Consider the following 18,044-nt stretch of genomic DNA (forward strand, 5'->3'; position numbering starts at 1 on the left):
CTTCGCTTTACCGAATCGAATCGGAGCTTTATAGCTATTATAAGTGGCATTCGTCAATAAATAATAGTAGTCAATTCATTTTACAATAATTATATATTTTATTCTTAATACTATTTTTGTAGTAACTAACGATGAAAGCTAATCATTGAGCAAAAAAAAAATCGCGAATGCCCGTCGGACATCCGCGCCATCGTCGGCACCATAAGCAGCCGGCTTATATTTCTTCGTTTTCGTCTGCCGTAACCTTCAACAATTGTTCCTGCCGCTTCCGAATGTAATCGTCGGCTTTCCTCAACGTCCCGACCAAGCGAAGGCTCTCCTCTTCCCCCAAATGGTTGACGAGACCGACGAACATATCGAGGCGGGCTTCATTGATGCGTTGAATGTACGCTTTGCCTGCGTCCGTCAGTCGAATCCGGACGACTCGCCGGTCGGCCGAATCGGCATGCCGCTCGACAAACCCTTGCGCCTCCAAATGATTGATATGCTGCGATACCGTCGGCGAGGTGACGTTCAGCTTCCCGCTTATGTCCGAAACCTTCAGCCCCGGCTCGCCGTCCTTGACATTCTCGCTGATGAAATAAAGAACCATGGCCTCGCCCGGCTTCTGATTATAAATCGCGCGCTGCTGCATCGAATTCCCGCGACTTTGGATGAACGATTCCATTAACAGCTTCGCGATATGCTGCAGCTTATCCGACAATTCGCTTCCTCCTCGATTATTGTTGTTCCTTGGACGCCGCGAATCGCTCCGCGATCGTGTAAAACGCTTCCTTGGGTTCCCAAGGCATGTCGGGATAAGCCGTGCCTCGGCCTTCCTTGAAGACTCGCACGATCCCGTAAGAAGCCCGGTCGAAATCGCGGCGAGGGTCATCGTCGTACGGCAAATTATGGGACGCGAACGTACACCAAAACGCCGTATCGACTCCGGCTTCCTCGAAAACGTCGAGGCTTTCGTTAAAATACCGGCTCTGTTCGGACTCGTCGCGGTCGAAATCGCCTGTCAGGCGGACGGCGCGCGGACCGTCCCATTCGACGATGAACATGCCGCGAGCGCCCAAATCGCGCGCGCCTTTGAAGGTTGTGCATCCGAACTCGGAAATTGCCAGCGGCTTGCCCGAGCCGGCCAGCTTCTTGACCGAATCGGCGTAGCGATCCGCAACCTCGGCGGAATTGTAGGCGTCGACGGCGATCAAGTCGAAGAGCTCCCAGTTCACCGGTTCGGATGGCAGGGCCGCGTATGTGATGCGGCCGCCGAATCGGGCCCGAACAACATCTGCGGCCCGCTTCAGGAAGCCGTTGAGCAGATCCGGCAGTTTCGCGAAAGCCGCGCGGACAACGGCCGGCTGGGACAATATCGAGAGGCGCTCCGGCAAAGTCTCGCCGGGCAGAAAGCCGCGGGTAAAGAGCGTCAGCTCGGCCCCCGCGACCATGATCACCTCAGCCCCGGCAAGCCGAAGCCGTTCGGCTCGCTCGGCGCAATCCGCGAGCAAGGCCAGCAGCTCTTCTTGGTCCAGATCGTTCGTGAACGGCGAGAACCATACCTCGAGGCCCGCCGCTGCCGCCGCTTGTGCCGCAATGTCCAGGCGATCGGGCTCGCCGCCCGTCACGCGCACGGCAGTGCAATGGAGATCGCGCCGGATAATCTCCATCTCCCGGCTCACTCTCGCCGCATCAAAATCGGGGTGCGTGCTGCCTCCTTCGCTCAGGAAGCCGGTATCGTAGGTCACTCCTCGCATCCGCACAGCGGACAACTCCTTTCGCCTTCTCAACTACATAGGTATCCTAATATATTGTGTGGTAATTAATTAGGTAACCTAAGTATATGCGGAATCGTTCCGGTCGGTCAACTGTAAAATCGACGGCTCCCCGATCCCGTAAAAGAAAAAAGCCGCCGAGTTGGCGACTTTTTACGCGAATAGGGCTTTGTTCGAACGGCGCTTTTACTTCCGGTTGCCGTGCTTACTTGATCGTATCCGGCAGTCGTCCCGACAATATTCCCGCTCTTCGGATCACTTCGATTCGTTCCTCCCTACCTTCAATCTTCTCGATCATGTCGATAGCGGTTTTAAAATTCGTAATCACGTATCCCGTCGTCTCGAATCCGTTCGGAATTTGCCGGGCGTTCCTCCCGCTGCATGGATTTTGGGATTGATACGAAGAGGCGACCGACTGTCCCTGTCGGCCGCCCAAGCTGTCCGTTAGTCTTTCATTCGTTTATTTTTTCCGTAACGGTTCGTCCTCTGATCCGTTTATTGCTGGCCGGCCAAGTAGTCGGCAAGCTGGTCGAAGGTGCCGCCGAAGCCTTGTTTGACCATCGGGGCCATGCCGTCGAATGCGGCTTGCTCTTCCGCGGTCGGGTTCAGAGGGCCGCCTTGCAGCGTAAGAGTGGTCTTGTTGCCGGTTTCTTCGAGCGTTAAAATATTGATGATTTCAAGCGGCCAGTTCGGGTTGAACGGCGCCCGAATCGTGTTTCCTTGTTCGTCCGAAAACGATTGGACATACACCAGCTTTTCCGGAGCGGCGACTTCCCGATAAACGAACTTCCCCCACATGACCTGACTGCCGTCCGGCGACTTTTGGCAGCCCAGGAACATCCCGCCGGGACGCACATCCATTTTGACGACGTCGAGCGAGAAGCCTTTCGGTCCCCACCATTTACCGAAATGCTCGGGGTCCGTCCAGACCTTAAATACAAGCTCACGCGGGGCGTCGAAGACACGGGTGAGCACCAGTCCAACATGTTGTTGTTCTGCCATCACGATTCCTCCTCTTTATTGGGGAAAGGAAGTCCCTTTCCTTCTTTGTGCAAATGCTTCAAATAATCGGAAAGCCGGTCAAACCGTTCTTCCCATAAGCCGCGGAACGAATCCAGCCACTCGTCGATTTCTTGGAGCGGTTCGAGCCGCAGCCGGTATATACGTCGATTGGCCTCGGGACGCACCTCGACGATTCCCGCTTCGTTCAGAACTTTCAAATGCTTGGACGCTTGCGGCTGCCGCATTTGCAATCGATCGGCGATCTCCCCGACCGTCTTGGGGCCGTCTCGCAGCAGTTCGACGATTTGCAATCGGTTGGGTTCGGCCAGCGCACTCCATGTTGTCGCATTCATGTCTCAACATCTCCCCCTCCCGATACCGGCAGGCTTACAGCGTACCGGAAGCTTGAGCCAACAGCCGGGCGAGCAAGTCGTAGTCGGGCGTATCTCCTTCGCGTATTTTCAGCCACTTCCGTTCGGCCGGTCCTTCGAAGCTTTTGGGAACTTCGAGACCGGTTGCGTTCATAATCATAAACGCAATCGCGTCCTTGGAAGGCGAAATAACCGCCGCGTAATGCCCGTTTTTCAGAAAATGCGGTTTCTTGTATTGAATTCGTTCTTCGACATCCGGGATGGTTTCATGGACCATTTGCCGAAGTTTGCCGCACAATTCGACTTGCCACGGTTGATTCAGGTTTTCGATAAACGAACTGACCTCTTGATTCATTGGGGTACTCTCCTTCTCCTCATTAGTATGATCCGGATCGGAAGTTGCGGGATCCGCCAATCGTTCCTCCCTGTTGGGGATATCTGGATTGCTTGTTTTGAATATACCATTAAGGGAATATTCCCGTCAAGGAATTTTTAGACAAAAATTTCGATCATGCATCGGATCGGCTTTACGCTCGGGAATACGCCGGATTTGCCCGCAAGCATCTTGCGCGCCTGCCCATTTGGTGCTGGGCAAGCTTCCCAATCTTCCGGCCTCACATATGATGATGTAGACGAATGGGAGGGGGTGTTTGTTATGGCTTACTATCCTTACGGTCAATATCACCATCATCACGTACACCCGTATTACCATCATTATTACCCGCATTACTATCACCCTTACGGGTATGGGCACCACCATCATTATCATCCCTGGCATCATTTCGGTCATCACGGCGGAATGTACGGCGGCTGGGGCGGCCATCATGACGGATACCGAAAAAAATAAGTTCCGGGAAAGGAGAGGGGCTCCCCTCTCCTTTCAACTTTTCGTCCGGCACTCGTTCGATTTATCGATACTGCGGTGATAATCTGAAATCGATGGCGGTTCATATTCCATTCGGAATCGCCCGTTTCGGAGGGTACGATGGAAGCGGCGGCGGTACTGGATAAAGCGAAGAAGAAGGCAAGAGAGCTGAAGCGAAACCTGTTCGTTTTATTTTTAGCCTATAAAGATCGGAGTGCCGTGGTATGCCAAATGGTTTGCCGCGTTGGTGGTCGCTTACGCTTTCAGTCCGATCGATTTCATACCGGATTTTATTCCCGTTTTGGGCTATCTCGACGATTTGATCCTTGTGCCGCTCGGCTTTGCCCTCGCCTATTTCGAAACGACGCCTATGCGAGAGCGAGTGAACTGGAGGTTTTCCGGTTCGTTCGAGAAAAAGCCGGAAGTCGACGGACTGCGTCGACTTCCGGCTTTTTTGCGCATGTGCTGCATGTTATTTTCCGGCAGGCCGCATCGGGGTTTCCGCATCGGCGGATGAAATAAGTTCCGATTTTTGCAAAAGCCTTTGCACGATGACGGCCACTTCCGCTCGGGAAATGTCCGATTGCGGCGCAAGCCGGTTTGCTTCCCGGCCGGAGACGATGCCGGCCTGCAAGCAGTCGGCAATGGCGGCGATCGCCCATTCCGACGCGTCCGACGCATCCGCATACGGACGCAGCAAGCTTCCCGCTTCGCCGGTCCGAACGCCCGCCCGCAGGCCGGTCATGCCCATCGCTTTCGCCATGATCGTCATCGCCTGCTCCCGGGTGATCGATTCCGTAGGACGGAAGGAACCGTCCTCGAATCCGCCGATCAAGCCGTACGCATAGGCTGTCCGTACGGCGCCGCCATACCAGTCCGAAGCCTTTACGTCCGTGAACGGAACAGTTCCGCTTTCCGGTTTGAGGCCGAGCGCCCGGACGACGATCGCAGCGAATTCGGCGCGGGTTATCGCTTGGTCGGGAACGAACCGGTTATCGCCCATGCCGGAGATGACCATTCTCGAGCCCATATCGTTTACGGCCTCGCGGGCCCAATGCCCTTCGACGTCCGCAAATGCGAGCGGGTGCCAGACGACGGAGTACGCGCTGTTGGTCAAGCTGTTCAGCACCGCGTAATAGCTGCCGTCCGCTACAATGATTCGGGTCGGCACATGGCGGACGGTACCGTCGGGATCGATGACGACGCCCGTCGTTATTTTGCCGGGATCCATGCCTTCGGGAATGGCGATCGTTCGTTCCACGTAGTCGTTGAACTTGGATAGTTCGATCGTCGTTTCGCCGTACGTTCCTTTTACCGTAAATTCGAGCGGAGGTGCGACGATCGTAAATGGTCCGGCGGATGCCGCATGTTCCAAGATTTTCACCATATCCGCAGCCGGCTTCGCGATCTCGATCCGGATTTTGATATCGCGCAGCTCCACGGACGCGCCGAACTTTTCCGATAACGAATCGATGTCGATATGCCGCGCCGGCAGCGTATAGGCGGCGTTACCCGTTTTGATTTCGACGATCGCTTGTTTAAGCTCCATGCTTTTGACCATTCGCCCGTTAAGCTCTCCGATGACGATGTCGGAATTCGCGTTTACCGGAATCGTTATGACGGCTCCTTCCCCTTCCGCCGCCAGCCTGCTTTCCAGCTTGCCCGGGTCGACGGCCACGGTCGTTACCGTCCGGCCGTCGATTCGGCCGGTCGTCGCCGTACCGGCGTTTTCGACCTTTCCGTTGATCAGAACGTCCACACCGTTTCCCGAGGTTCCCGAGGTTCCCGACGTTCCCGACGTTCCCGATGATCCCGGGCTCGTGGGAATCGGCGCCGCTGGAGCAGCGGGCGTTTCGTCGCCTCCTTGGACGGGGGCTTGCGGCGTTACGGCTTGCGACGGAGCCGAAACCGGGCCGTCACCGACGCCGTTCACCGCTTTCACCGTAAAGGTGTAAGCCGTTCCGTTCGTCAGCCCCGCGACCGTGATCGGGCTTGCCGTACCGGTCGCCGTAACGCCTCCGGGCGAAGCCGTCACCACATAATGCGTGATCGCGCTGCCGCCGTTGCCGGCCGGCGGCGTAAAGCCGACGATCGCCTCTCCGTCTCCGGCCGTCGCCGTGACGCCGGTCGGGGCCGGCGGAACCGTCTTCGGCACGGCGCTCGCTTCGTTCGATGCGGCGCTGTCTCCGCCCGGATTGGTCGCTTTGACGACGAAATAATATGCCGTTCCGTTGCTCAAACCGGTCGCCTCGTAGCCGTATACCGAACCGGCAACCGTTCCGACCGCCTCTCCGTACGGCTCGGCAGCGGTTCTCATGAATATTTTATATCCCGTCGAACCGTTCACTGCCGTCCAGCTCAAGCCGACTCGCCCGTCTCCCGCGACGGGAGCATGCAAGACCGGGGCACCCGGCGACGGCACCTGCGGTATGGCGCTCACTTCGTTCGATGCCGCGCTCGCCCCGGCCGGATTGGTCGCTTTGACGACGAAATAGTACGCGGTGCCGTTTGTCAGTCCCGTCCATTCGTAAACCGAGCCGCTGACGGATGCGAACGCCGCTCCGTACGTCCCCGGGACCGTCCCGGAATAGACCGAATAGCCGACCGCTCCGTACACTTCGCTCCAGCCGAGCATCACGCGGCCGTCTCCGGCCGTTACCGTTTCGATGACCGGCGCGGAGACGCCCGGCCAAGGCAGCGTCACGGCGGCGCTGGAAATTTGCGCGAGCGAGCCCGCGTCGAACGCAAGCTGCGCGCCTGCGACCTGCGCGACGTTCGTCGCGCCGAGCCCGTCGAACGTCGCTACGCCCGCCGTTGCGGTGACCGTCGTCGTTCCCGTCAACGTCCATGCCCCCGCATCTTTCCTGGATACGGTCACAACCGTGGCGTTATCTGCTGCGGCCGTATTGCCGTACGCATCCTTCAGCGTCACAACCGGCTGTCGGGCGAACGGCCCCCCGTTCGAGGCAGGCGCCGCGATTTGTTGCGTCAGCTCCATCGCTACCGCGCTTCCCGCCACAGGTGCGAACGTCAGCGTGTTCGACGCCGGCACCGTCACCCCGTCGACCGTAAACGCGATCGTTTGCGACGCCGCCTTGTGCAGCTTCAGGTTCGCCGTCGCCGCGCCGCCCGCGAACGCGACCCCGATCGTCTGCGACGAAGCCGCCGTCAACTCCGTCCCGGCGAAGCTGCCATAGCTTCCGTTCGGCGCCTGCGCATAGCCCGACACCGTGACATCGCGCACGCCGTTGAATGCCGTAACGACGTTGCCTTGCGCATCTTTGACTACGAGATGTATCGCAACGTTCTCTCCGACCGGGGGAGTTAATCGTGCCGCGGACGCTTCGACCGTCTGCACCCCCGCGTCCACGAGCACACCGGCGGCACTTCCTACGGAATTCAGCGTCAGCAGCGCCGCATTTCCCATACCGTCCTTGATCGTCGCGCCGTTCAAACGGATCGTTCCGACGGTCACTCCGTCCGTATCCCGATCGCCGGACCGGACCGTATACGCGAACGAAATCGCATTCGTTCCGGAGCCCGACGCATAAGCCGCCTGCACGGATGCCGTGCCGATCGAAAGCGCAAGCTCCGGCGTACCTTCGGCCGTATCGACCGTCACGATTTCGGAAAAGGTTACCGTAAAGGCAAGCGTCTGTCCCAACCGATACGTACCGTTCGAAGGAACCAGGACGCCGACGACGGTCGGAGAAACAGCGTCTACAAGTACTTTGTCCGTACGTCCGACGCCTTGCAGCGTCGGCAAAGCGTCGTTGCCCGCAGCATCGCGAATCGCCGAACCGCCCGTCAAGCCGATCGAACCGGCGACCGATACACCGTCCGTGTCCAAATCGCCGCTTGCAACCGGATAACGGAACGCCAGCTCGGTCGCCGTGCTGCTTTCCGCCATGTAAGCCGCGGTCCGAGCGGAGCCGCCGACCGTCAAATCAAGCGTCGGCGTGCCTGAAACCGTCACCGGCTCGCTTAGTTTCACGACGAAATCCAGATGTTGTCCCGCGATATAAGTGGCATCGGTAGGAACCGAAACTTCGGTCACGTGCGGCTGTATCGCGTCGATGCGAATACCGGCCGTATCCGTTTCGGTCAAAGTCGGAATCAGGGCATTTCCCGCCGCATCTTCGATCGTCCCGCCGTTCGGGCTAATGGCCGCACCGATGGCGATCCCGTCCGCATCCTCGTCTCCCGGCTGCACCGTATAAGTAAAATACATTTGCGATTTCGATAAATCCTGCGACGAATAGGCGGCATAAACGGTTGAAGTTCCGACCGTCAACGGGATCCGCGGAACGCCGCCCGCCGTGACGACCGTCACCGTTTCGTCCGTATGCACCGTGATCGTCAGTACATCCCCCGCCTTATAGCTTCCCGCTGCCGGCATAACTACGGAACCGACTTTGGGCTCGATCGTATCGATCGCGATCGCCTTGTTCGCGCCGAGCGAACCGATCGTACCGGGAGCCGCCAAGGCGGTAACCGCATCGTTTCCGGCCGCATCGCGAATCGACCCGTCGTTGACAGACAAGGCGGACGACGAAACGTAATCCAGATCGTTCGCCGTATCTCCGGATTGGACCGTATAAGTAAATACGAGTGTCGCCGTACCGGAGCCGCTTTCGTAACCGATCGCCCGGTCGGCCTCCCCCGTCTCGAGCGTTATTTGCGGCGTACCGGTTACAATGACCGGCTCGCTGAACATCACTGCGACCGGAATGACGGCTCCGGCCTTATACAAGCCGTTCACTTTAGCAGACGAAACGCCGGTGACGGACGGTTTCTGCGCATCGATCTTCACATCCGCCGTGCCGCCAACGTTGTTCAGCGTTAAATCCGCATCGATCGAACCGCCGCGGATCGCCCCTCCGTTAGCCGACAGCGTTCCGACCGTTATGCCGTTGCCGTCTAATTCTCCGGCCGCCACCGTATACCGGAACAACAATTCGGTCGTTCCCGTACCGGAAACATAGTTGGCCGCGACTTGCGCGCTTCCGATCGTCAAAGCTAGCGCAGGAGTGCCGTCGACCGTCACCGGCTGGTCGAAAACGACCGTGAATTCGAGCTTCCTGCCCTCCGCATACGTACCGTTTGCGGGCACGCCGACCGAAACGACGCTCGGTCCTGCCGTCACGCTCACGGCAATGGTCCGAATTGCCGAGCCTCCCCCGTCGCCGACCTGCACCTTGAAGCTGTCGGGGCCCGAGTAACCGTTTGCCGGCTGATACGTAATCGTGCCGCCCGGTGCGATGTCCGCGCCTCCCGATGGAGCCGTGGCGCCGGTAATCGTCAAGGTGCCGTGACTTGGCGCGCCGTCCGCCGCTTCCGTCCAGGTCAGCGTTTGGCCTAAATCCGCGTCGCTTGCGTGGAGCAAGCTTTTGACATCCGTCGCCGAAGCGTTCCTGGGCAGGGTCAAACTCGTTGCCGACCCAGCGAAAACCGGCGGCCGGTTAACGGTCAGCGCCGCTCCGTTCGACGTCGCCGGCGGATTTACGCTGCCGGCGACGACGACTCGATACGCATAGCCGTTCATGTCGGCGGTCGCGCCGGTAATAGTTAACGTATCGGTTGCCGAACCGCCGTAAACGCCTCCGTCATGGACATCGACGAACGTTCCCGTTCCGGCATCCGTCTGCCATCGGTACGTCAAAGGCGCTTTTCCCGTCGCCGTTACCGAAAAGCTCGTACTGCCGCCGACGTTAACCGTCTTGTCGACGGGCTGTGTTTGGACGGATGGCGGCTCGTTGGCCGGGTCGACGACATTGACCGCGCCCGGACCGGAAACCTTGAAGCGGACTTTGCCTGTAATCCCATGGTCATAACTGGTCATGACGATATAGTAACTTGTACCTTCCGTAAGCGGTATGTCGATCATGGCGGACAACAGCATGCTCTCGGCATCCACGTCGTCATTGCCGGCCATTAGATTGGCCAACGGGTTCGAAAAATCGAAACGATCGCGGTACAAAAATAAGGTCGTATCGTCAATGTCCGTATATTGCGGGTCCGAGACTACCTCGATATCGTAATTTCCGGACGTTTCCGGGACGATTTTCCTGACAAAATAATTTCGCTCGAAGGGAACATCCTCCAGGAATGTATACGGCTTCGTATCCCCCCCGCCGACCCATCTGCCGTTATCTTCGTCGTAAAACCACGTTCTGCTGAAGTACGCATTCGCCCATTGATCATCGGTCGGATCGTCGTTGTTTGTCGCTACATCGCCGGGCATGATCGGCCTGTCGAAGGAGGTGCCGTTCGACAATTCTCCGTCAAAAATCGTATCGACACCCGCCGCCGCCGCCCTTTCCGGAAAAAACGGGATGCAAGCGAGCACGATGATCGCGATTGCCGCCATAAACGTTGCCCGATTCCCCTTCGTACTCCAAGTCCTCATAGAGTTCATCTCCCCGCCGCTCGCCGCTTATAGATCGGTAGTCGACTCGCGCGTCGTCGAGTTTTCGCCATTTTTTGCGATAATCGTTTCCGGCCGAACTGAGCGCCGCGCGGTCGCCGTGCCCTTCATTATAACGGATCGGCTCTAAACAAATTCTAAACATTTAGATACTTTTGGACTATCCTATAATCCTATAGCCCTATTCCATCGCCGTTTTTCGTAAGTTGGAGGAATCGGGACCCGGATTCGTCCGGTTCGGCTTGCAGCAAAAAGAACCGCCGGAGCGTTTCTCCAGCGGTTCTTTTTGCTTTATGCGTCAGGCGAACGGCCGATTACGGACTCGCTCCTCCGCCCCCCGAGCCGGAGCCGGAAGCTTGCAGCGGTGCGATCGTCCCTCCGGCGATGCTTTTAACGACGCCCGAAACCGTCGTCGCCTCCAGCCGGTACGTAAAGCTTTTCGAGGCGTCTGGCACTTCGATAATAAATTCGTACGGATATACATTCGTCGTTTCCGTCTGCTCCGGTCCGTCCCCGATCCGGTAAAGGAGCGACACGCTTTGCGTCTGATTCGGCTTATCCGTCATGTAGACATAAGCGTAATACGACTCGGGGCTCATTTGCAGCACCATCGCCTTGCCGTACGCATGCTCGGAAACGGTTTGGCCGAGCTGCGGTTGGCCGTTCAGCTCGTACGACAGCTGCGAGAACGCCGGCGCCTTTACTCCGGGGATGCGGAGCACGGCGGCTTTCAAGCTTTTGGCCGGAATCATGGCGGTGAAGCTGCCGTTTACAACATTTACCTGCACCTTGCTGCCGTCGGGAGCATACAGCTCGGCCGTGCCGTTGAAGCCGCTTCCGCCGGGCACCTTGCTTCCGAGCTGAACGTCGACCTTCTCCGGCACATTGCTTTCATTGATCAGGGCGATGCCGAGCACTCCGTCTTTGCGCGCGGCCAGCCAGTCGATCTGCACGTTGTCCGTCTGAACGATACCTTCGTCCAGCCACAGCCACATCCCTTGTTCGTCGAAGAAGCTGCCCGGCGCGTGCCCGTATTGATTCGAATTAAAGTAAGCGTACCCCTGCTGCCGCAGCGAAGGAAACTGGATGCGATTTTCCGACCAAAGCTGCGTCAGGTTGATCAGGAAGTCTTCCAGCATCGACAGGAACGGCGGCAAATGATGCCAATAAATGCCCGTATAGTCGGGTCCTTGCAGCGGGTACTCCGGCTTTTGCTGGAACGTCGAAAACGTGTTCTGGTAATACCCCGGATAATTGGTAAACCGCCCGACGATCGCATTGCGCGCGATGTCCGCGAAATACGTATCTCCGGTATAATCGGCCAGCCTCAGCAAGTCGCCGGCCCAGCTCGACATAATGATGTTCGAGCTGCGGGCGAACGTCGAGGATTGTTCGAGCCCGAGACCGACGCGGGACGGTATCCAGCTCGGCAGCTGCTCCTGCTGCTGTTCGATCAAGTAGTTGCTGGAAAGGTTCCCCGGGTCGCCGGGCGGACGGCCGATACGCCGTTGGTCGTCGCCGTGCCACCAGAACTTGTCGCTTGCTTCGTTGCCGTAGTGGAAATTGGCGCGGATTTGCGCGATGTCGTTCACCGTCACGGGCTTCTTGCGTTTGCCGCCGTCGATTCCCGGCACCCACAGCGTTGTGGCCAGCCAGCGGGCCGCTTCCTCGGCCGCGGCCAGATCGGCCGGATCATGCGTCACTTCGTACAAATCGATCAGCGACGAAATATTCGGATAATACGAAATATAGATGAAGCTCGACCAGTTGACCGGCTCCGTCTGCGGTCGATAGACCGTATCCGTCACGTATTGCCGGGCCTGCTGCCGGGCTTTGTCCAAATATTGCGTATCGCCCGTATATTTATACAAATACAAGTTGTTCGAGAACGTCGGGATCGAGCCGTACGAATTGGTTACCGTCGATTTGCCTTTTTCCAGACCGTATTCGTACAAATAGGGGACGGCCCCGCGCGTCATTTCGTAAAGTCCGCCGATAACATTGAGGTTGTAGCCGCTGATCGGGGAGCCGATCGGCTTCGGCAAGTCGGTCCCGGTGATGACTCCGCCCGCTTCCGGCGTCCGGTTGAAGTGCAGCTCCCGGCGCGTCAGTAAATTGGCCAGAGTCGGGATCGCCCTGCGGGTCAAAATGTCTTTGTCTTCGGTGAGCAAATATTCCTGCAGCGCCTGCATCGGATTGGCGGAGGACGTCGCATTTTTCCCTTCCATATTGTAATGGGCTTTATCGTACACGTCCCATCCGCCGAGATCGTCGTTCATCATCAGCTTGCGGGCGTTGAAAATCGCATCGTTCAAAGTGCCGTACACGTTTTTGCGGTAATCGTGAACGCCGAACAAGTCCTGCGCCGCGAACTTGTAAGTGTCGTACCAGTCCGATACCCGGCTTATCACTCGGTACTGCATCGTATAGCTCTGGCCTGCGGCGAATTTCGCATCGGCGGAGCCGAGCACGGGAGCGAACATGGAGCCCTTCGGGTTGTAGCCCGTCCCCCGCATCGAAATGCCGAATTTGCCGTTATTGCCGTAAACCCAGCGAAGCGGGATCCAGGACGGCTCCGCCACGACCCCTTTCGTTATCGCGTGACCGGGGAAATAGGCGTTCGTTTCGCCAAGCGTGATCGTCCCCATCGGCGTAAACAAATATTGCTCGGTCATCAGCCCTCTTTCGGGAGCGATCCGTTTGCCCAGCACCCGGTACGGAGCCAGTGCGAACTCGTATTGCTCGTCGCCGAACGCGCGTCCTTCCCATGCCCCGATCGAGTAGGTGCCGGCCTGGCGGAAGGTCGCGTCCACGGTCACTTTCGGCGCCGGGTTATCGCCGTCCATTTCCCATACGGCTTCAAAGTCGGCGAGTTGCTCGTCGAACAGCAGCTTCACCCCGCCTTCGGGCGTCGTTTCGTAATCGGTCGGAATAAACCAATGGAGCCGTCCCGCCTTGTACAGATCGGTGCCCGAATAGCTTCTTTCGTTGCCGTTTGCCGTCGTATATTTGCTTTTGTACGAATAAAAGTCCTGCGACGTCGAAACCGTCGAGCTCGAATCGGCGGACAACACCAGATAACCCAGCTCCTCCGAGCGGTTTTTCGTTTTGACCCAGCTGTTCTCGTATCGGGCGTACACTTCGTTTTGGACGACTTGTCCGTTTGCGGTCGGTACTTTGTAGAAGACGACCCGGGTGGAGTCGTTTTCCAGCGCGATGCTGTGCACCGGCTCGTTTGCGGACACCGCCCATGCCGGGAAGCTTTCCGTCTCCTCTCCGAGCGGCGAAGCCATCCGCAGCAGCTGCGTGTAATCGTCGGGCGGAACCGCCTGCAAATCCGACGTGAGCAGCACCGCATCGCACCGCGCGTAAAAGCCCGACGTATCGTAGAGCTCGAGCGTTTGGGCGCCCGGCTGAAGCTGGACGACGCCGGCCTCCGCCCATTTGAATCCGTCCTGTCCGTGCGTGCCGAATCGCTGCGGAAGCATCTGGCCGTTCAATCCGACGTTGAAAAACCGCGTTCCCTGCTGGTTCGTCGCGAAATCGCGGGAGCGAACCCACACTTTGTACGTCCCGGCTTGCCCCGTTTGGAACGTGGCGACGGCCGGCTGCGCGGACGACGGATCGGCCATGTCCGGCGTAGCGCCCGGCGTGCTGGGAATAAGGCCGCGCAGGACCGATTTCTCGAAAGCGCCTTCGACGTTCGCCTCCATCGTCCACGTCCCGAAGTCGTCGAAGCTTTCCGGTCTGAACAAAAACGCGTCATGCGGAATCATCGCGACGATCACGGCCGTCCGACCTCCTCCGTCCCAATAAGTGATCGCGCCGAAATAATGCTGCACGAAGCCGAGCGGTACGAGCACAGCGCCTTCGCGCCAGGTCGCCGGCTTCTCCAGCACGACGCTTCTGCCGTTCACCAAAGCGGTGTCTTGGCCTGCGACAATTTGAAACCGCTTCCCGTTCTTGCTCGCCGTCTCCTGATACGTCGCCGCGTCGACAGTGACCGTTGCGCCCAAAGCGGCGAATATTTCGCCGAACGGCACCATGACCGTGGATTGTTCCAGAACGGGCTGTACGTTCAAGTTCACGTAATCGCCGTTCAGCCTCACCGCGATATCGACGGGAGGACGGTTCGGGTCGGGCTGATCGTTCACGATGGTGCCGGGTATGTAGCTGTACTGCGAGGCGAGCCATTCCAGCGTTCCCGGACCGTCTTGAATCGTGAAATTCAAATCGTCCGTGATGACGATCATATCGAAGCGGGCAAAATTTCCGCGGAAATCGATCGCCTGGAGATCGAACTCTCCCCGGATCATCGGAAGCGGACCGCTCGTTTCCCATCGCCATCCGTCCGAGCCGTGGGCGCCGAAGGTCGCGGGAGCGCCCGGGCCCGGCTTCAGCTTGAACGGGCGGGTACCGGGGTTGGTCGCGAAATCGCGGGAATGCACCATCATTTTGTAGATGCCGTCCTTCGGAATCCCGTATTTCGCTATGGCGGGCGTTGCGCTGTGGTCTCTTCCGTCGGTCGCTCCCATCATAATATCCGGCAGCGGACTTCCTCTCTTGTCGGCCGGATTCGTCCAGTTACCCATATTCGAAGCGAAATTGGCCGCCGTCAGCACGATATAGTGCTTGTCCGGCTGCGTTCCGGGCAGCGAGCCGGCGACATTCGCCGCGTTCGGATCGCCTGACTGCGCCTGGGCCGCAATCGCCCCGAAGCCGGGGCCGGCCAGCAGCATGCACAGCGCGAGCAGCAACACCGTCACTCTCTTCATCAATACGTTCCCTCCTTGACTTGGCCCGCCGGATCAAGCAAGTCCGGTCGAGTTTGAAGCAGCTGTTTCGTTCGGATCCTCGCGCGGTGGTTAAACGCTTTCACAACTCCAGCCCGCGAAGCCGCCCGCCCCTCTCGTCTCGGATGCCTTCATCGCCGCAAGCGGCGGCTTCTTGTCTTTCGGCCTCCCCCCTTCCTTATGCTCCAATGTCGAAAGTAACCGCAAGGTCGTTCCATCGTGCGGGGAACGGTCACGCCCATATTGTATTAAATATTGGTTGGACTGGACATTCACATTTTTGGGACAAAGTATATCCAATATTTCTCTTCTAACGCTTCCGACCTGCGGCGCAAGTCGAGCCGGCCTTTTGTTGAGAATTTAAAACGAAGTGACGCAAACTCGGAAGTCCGGGTAAAACAAAAAAGCCGCTCTTTTTCGGAAAAGAACGGCTCTCGTAGTTGAACAGCGCGCCACGATACGAATCGCGCCACATAGGCCATGCGAATATCAATTCCGATGTCCCGCCTGAATGACCTTGAGCAAGCTGCCGCAAGCCGAAAGATGCAGCCCTTCATGGATCAGGGCGAAGTTGAACAGTTCGCCTGCAAGATGGAAGGCGAGCGGCCCCATTTGCAGCGGGGATTCCAGCGGTTTGTTCAGACTGTCGGGCGAAATCTCGGATATTTGCTCCAACTGCAGGGACAGCTCCCGGATCATTTCTTCCTTGGATGGAGGCGCCTTCGTCCAGTCCGCCGGCTTCGTTCCCGAGTTGAACAATTCGGCATACGATGCCGGGATGGCGGAACCGGTCCGGAAGCAAAGCGATAGATAGGAATCCATCCAGAAAACGATGTGGCCGACGTTCCAACGAATGTTGTTGTTGAACACATCCGGCTTGATGTCGAACATCTCCTCGGGAATTGCTTGCACTTGCCGCACTACCAATTGACGTAACGATTGCGCTGTGCGGATAATTATTTCGGACATGTCGAACTCCTCCTTTGAATGGGAAACCGTTTGTTACGTGCCCAGTATAAGTTCTCCGCGGCTTGCCATCAATGCAGCGCCCGTTATCGTTACGTGAAGTGCGACTTAACGATAACGCTTGGTTTCGACGGAGCGATACCGGTATAATGAGGAGTAAATAAGGGTCCGGATAGGGGGGCGCGGAATGGAACTAAAACAGCTGCAATATTTTATGACTGTATGCGAGGAGCTTCACTTCTCCAAGGCCGCCGAGAAAATGGGGGTCAGCGCGCCCAACATCAGTCAGCAGATCCGCGCATTGGAGAACGAGCTGGGTGTCGTTCTGTTCGACCGGATCGGAAAAAAAATAACGATCACCGAGGCCGGCTCGATCCTGCGCGAGCACGGCGCGGCGGTATTCGGCCATCTGCGGCAGGCGACCGACGCCATCTCCGATCTGAAGCAAACGCGGGGCGGCTCCCTATCCATCGGCGTCTTGCCGGGAGACGCCGACTTGATGTTCAACTTTCACCAGACTTACCCGAACATTTCCATCTCCCTGCTGGAGACGACCCAAGTGACGGAACAAGTTTTGGATCGCAGCATCGATGTCGGCGTGACGATCGAGCCGGTTTCCGACGAACGACTTACGAAAATCCCCCTGTTTCTCGAAGAATTTTCGCTGGCGGTCAGCGTGCTCGACCCTCTGGCGAAAGAGACGTCCGTTCCGCTCAAAAAGCTGCAAAGCCTGAAAACCGTCCTGTTCCCGCCCGACCATCAATGCCGCCAATTAATCGATCGATTTTGCATGGAAAAGGGATTCCGTCTGCGGCCCCATATGGAAACGACGACGCTCTCCTCCCTGCTGCACATGGTGCAAAACGGGGTCGGCGTTTGCGTGCTTCCGCGACTTCTGCTGGACAATCTGGGCAGCAAGGACATCAAAATCGTACGACTGGCCAATCCCGTGCCCAGTCAACATATTTGCCTGATCTACCGCAGCGACAGATACGTCGGCTATGCGATACGCACGTTCATCAAAACGCTGCGTGCGCATATCGAGACCGCTGTCCGTCAGGCGAGTTCCTCTTGACATCGAAAGCGGCCATCCGAAAAAAAGCAAACCTCCGACATCGCCGCAGTGGCGTGCCGGAGGTTTGCTTCTTTTTTTCGGCAAATCGGGGAGCGAAAACGTCCCCATTTGCGACCAATTACACGTTCAACGTCTTTCTCCAGTCGGCGGCGAATTTCTCCAGCCCTTGATCCGTAAGCGGATGCTTGGCGATTTGCTCGATGACCGAGAACGGAACCGTGGCGATATGCGCTCCCGCCATTGCGACGCGCGTTACGTGATCCGGATGGCGGACCGAAGCGGCGATGATTTGCGCCTCCAGGTTATGCGTCCGGAACAGCTCGGCGACTTTGGAGACCAGCTGAACGCCGTCTTCGGAAATGTCGTCCAACCGCCCGAGGAACGGGGACACGTAGGTCGCGCCGGCGCGGGCGGCCAAAAGCGCCTGATTGACCGTAAACACGAGCGTCACGTTCGTTTTCACGCCTTTGTCGGACAAGTACCGGCACGCTTCCAATCCGTCCAGCGTCATCGGCAGCTTGATCGTGATGTTTTTGTCGTTATCGTTGATCTTGATCAGCTCGTTCGCCTGCCGGATCATGTCGTCGGCCGTCACCGCATCCGGCGTCACTTCGGCCGAGACGGATTCGACCCCCGGCACTGCGCGCAATATTTCCGCGATACGGTCCTCGAATTTGACGCCTTCCTTGGCGACGAGCGAAGGGTTCGTCGTCACCCCGGATAAAATCCCGATCTTGTACGCTCTTTTGATTTGTTCCACGTTCGCCGTGTCGATAAAAAATTTCATT

The 18,044-nt window shown here is 57.8% G+C and carries 12 protein-coding genes and 1 pseudogene; 3 read left to right on the forward strand and 10 right to left on the reverse strand.

All coding sequences use genetic code 11. The annotated features are described in order from the left end of the window. Window positions 1–214: 214 nt before the first annotated feature. The 6 genes from PV407_RS25960 to PV407_RS25985 all read right to left on the reverse strand — a co-directional run bounded on the left by PV407_RS25960 (window position 215) and on the right by PV407_RS25985 (window position 3,485). Entirely contained in the window at window positions 215–703 is a 489-nt protein-coding gene (locus PV407_RS25960) for a MarR family winged helix-turn-helix transcriptional regulator (RefSeq protein ID WP_332092905.1), read from the reverse strand. A 16-nt stretch (window positions 704–719) separates the two neighbouring features. Beyond that, window positions 720–1,739, reverse strand: a complete 1,020-nt coding sequence (locus tag PV407_RS25965) for a hypothetical protein (RefSeq protein ID WP_332092939.1) — start codon at window positions 1,737–1,739, stop codon at window positions 720–722. 223 nt (window positions 1,740–1,962) lie between these two features. Continuing rightward, a complete protein-coding gene (locus tag PV407_RS25970) occupies window positions 1,963–2,085 on the reverse strand; it encodes a hypothetical protein (protein ID WP_332092906.1) in 123 nt (40 codons plus the stop codon). A 167-nt stretch (window positions 2,086–2,252) separates the two neighbouring features. After that, window positions 2,253–2,759 carry an SRPBCC family protein gene (locus PV407_RS25975; protein ID WP_332092907.1) on the reverse strand — a complete coding sequence of 169 codons (507 nt, stop codon included), beginning with the start codon at window positions 2,757–2,759 and terminating at the stop codon, window positions 2,253–2,255. After that, window positions 2,759–3,112: an ArsR/SmtB family transcription factor gene (locus PV407_RS25980; RefSeq protein WP_332092908.1), complete on the reverse strand. Its 354-nt coding sequence runs from the start codon at window positions 3,110–3,112 to the stop codon at window positions 2,759–2,761. Before PV407_RS25980 ends, PV407_RS25975 begins: the two co-directional genes overlap by 1 nt. Before the next feature lie 34 nt (window positions 3,113–3,146). Next, window positions 3,147–3,485, reverse strand: a complete 339-nt coding sequence (locus PV407_RS25985; protein ID WP_332092909.1) for a DUF1801 domain-containing protein — start codon at window positions 3,483–3,485, stop codon at window positions 3,147–3,149. A gap of 300 nt (window positions 3,486–3,785) precedes the next feature. On the opposite strand from PV407_RS25985, the gene PV407_RS25990 reads away from it, so the two are divergent. Together PV407_RS25990 and PV407_RS29655 are read left to right on the forward strand one after the other, a co-directional pair. Next, window positions 3,786–3,977: a hypothetical protein gene (locus PV407_RS25990; RefSeq protein ID WP_332092910.1), complete on the forward strand. Its 192-nt coding sequence runs from the start codon at window positions 3,786–3,788 to the stop codon at window positions 3,975–3,977. Window positions 3,978–4,206: 229 nt separating this feature from the next. Continuing rightward, window positions 4,207–4,335: pseudogene (locus tag PV407_RS29655) on the forward strand (YkvA family protein); the annotation flags it as partial. A 132-nt stretch (window positions 4,336–4,467) separates the two neighbouring features. Here PV407_RS29655 and PV407_RS26000 read toward each other — a convergent pair. The 3 genes from PV407_RS26000 to PV407_RS26010 form a co-directional block, all read right to left on the reverse strand. Then, the gene (locus PV407_RS26000; protein WP_332092911.1) at window positions 4,468–10,404 is read right to left on the reverse strand and encodes an S-layer homology domain-containing protein; all 5,937 of its coding nucleotides are present in this window, start codon (window positions 10,402–10,404) and stop codon (window positions 4,468–4,470) included. A 332-nt stretch (window positions 10,405–10,736) separates the two neighbouring features. Then, window positions 10,737–15,197 carry a copper amine oxidase N-terminal domain-containing protein gene (locus PV407_RS26005; RefSeq protein WP_332092912.1) on the reverse strand — a complete coding sequence of 1,487 codons (4,461 nt, stop codon included), beginning with the start codon at window positions 15,195–15,197 and terminating at the stop codon, window positions 10,737–10,739. A 507-nt stretch (window positions 15,198–15,704) separates the two neighbouring features. Then, window positions 15,705–16,184, reverse strand: coding sequence for a DinB family protein (locus PV407_RS26010; RefSeq protein ID WP_332092913.1), 480 nt, complete (start codon window positions 16,182–16,184; stop codon window positions 15,705–15,707). A 184-nt stretch (window positions 16,185–16,368) separates the two neighbouring features. Here PV407_RS26010 and PV407_RS26015 point away from each other — a divergent pair, with 184 nt between their 5' ends. Continuing rightward, window positions 16,369–17,256, forward strand: coding sequence for a LysR family transcriptional regulator (locus PV407_RS26015; protein WP_332092914.1), 888 nt, complete (start codon window positions 16,369–16,371; stop codon window positions 17,254–17,256). 118 nt (window positions 17,257–17,374) lie between these two features. On the opposite strand, the gene fsa is transcribed toward PV407_RS26015, so the two are convergent. Next, window positions 17,375–18,043: a fructose-6-phosphate aldolase gene (gene fsa, locus PV407_RS26020; RefSeq protein ID WP_332092915.1), complete on the reverse strand. Its 669-nt coding sequence runs from the start codon at window positions 18,041–18,043 to the stop codon at window positions 17,375–17,377. Window position 18,044 lies beyond the last annotated feature (1 nt).

It is taken from the genome of Paenibacillus sp. GYB003, from assembly GCF_036577625.1.
In the GTDB taxonomy this organism is placed as follows: Bacteria; Bacillota; Bacilli; order Paenibacillales; family NBRC-103111; genus Paenibacillus_AB.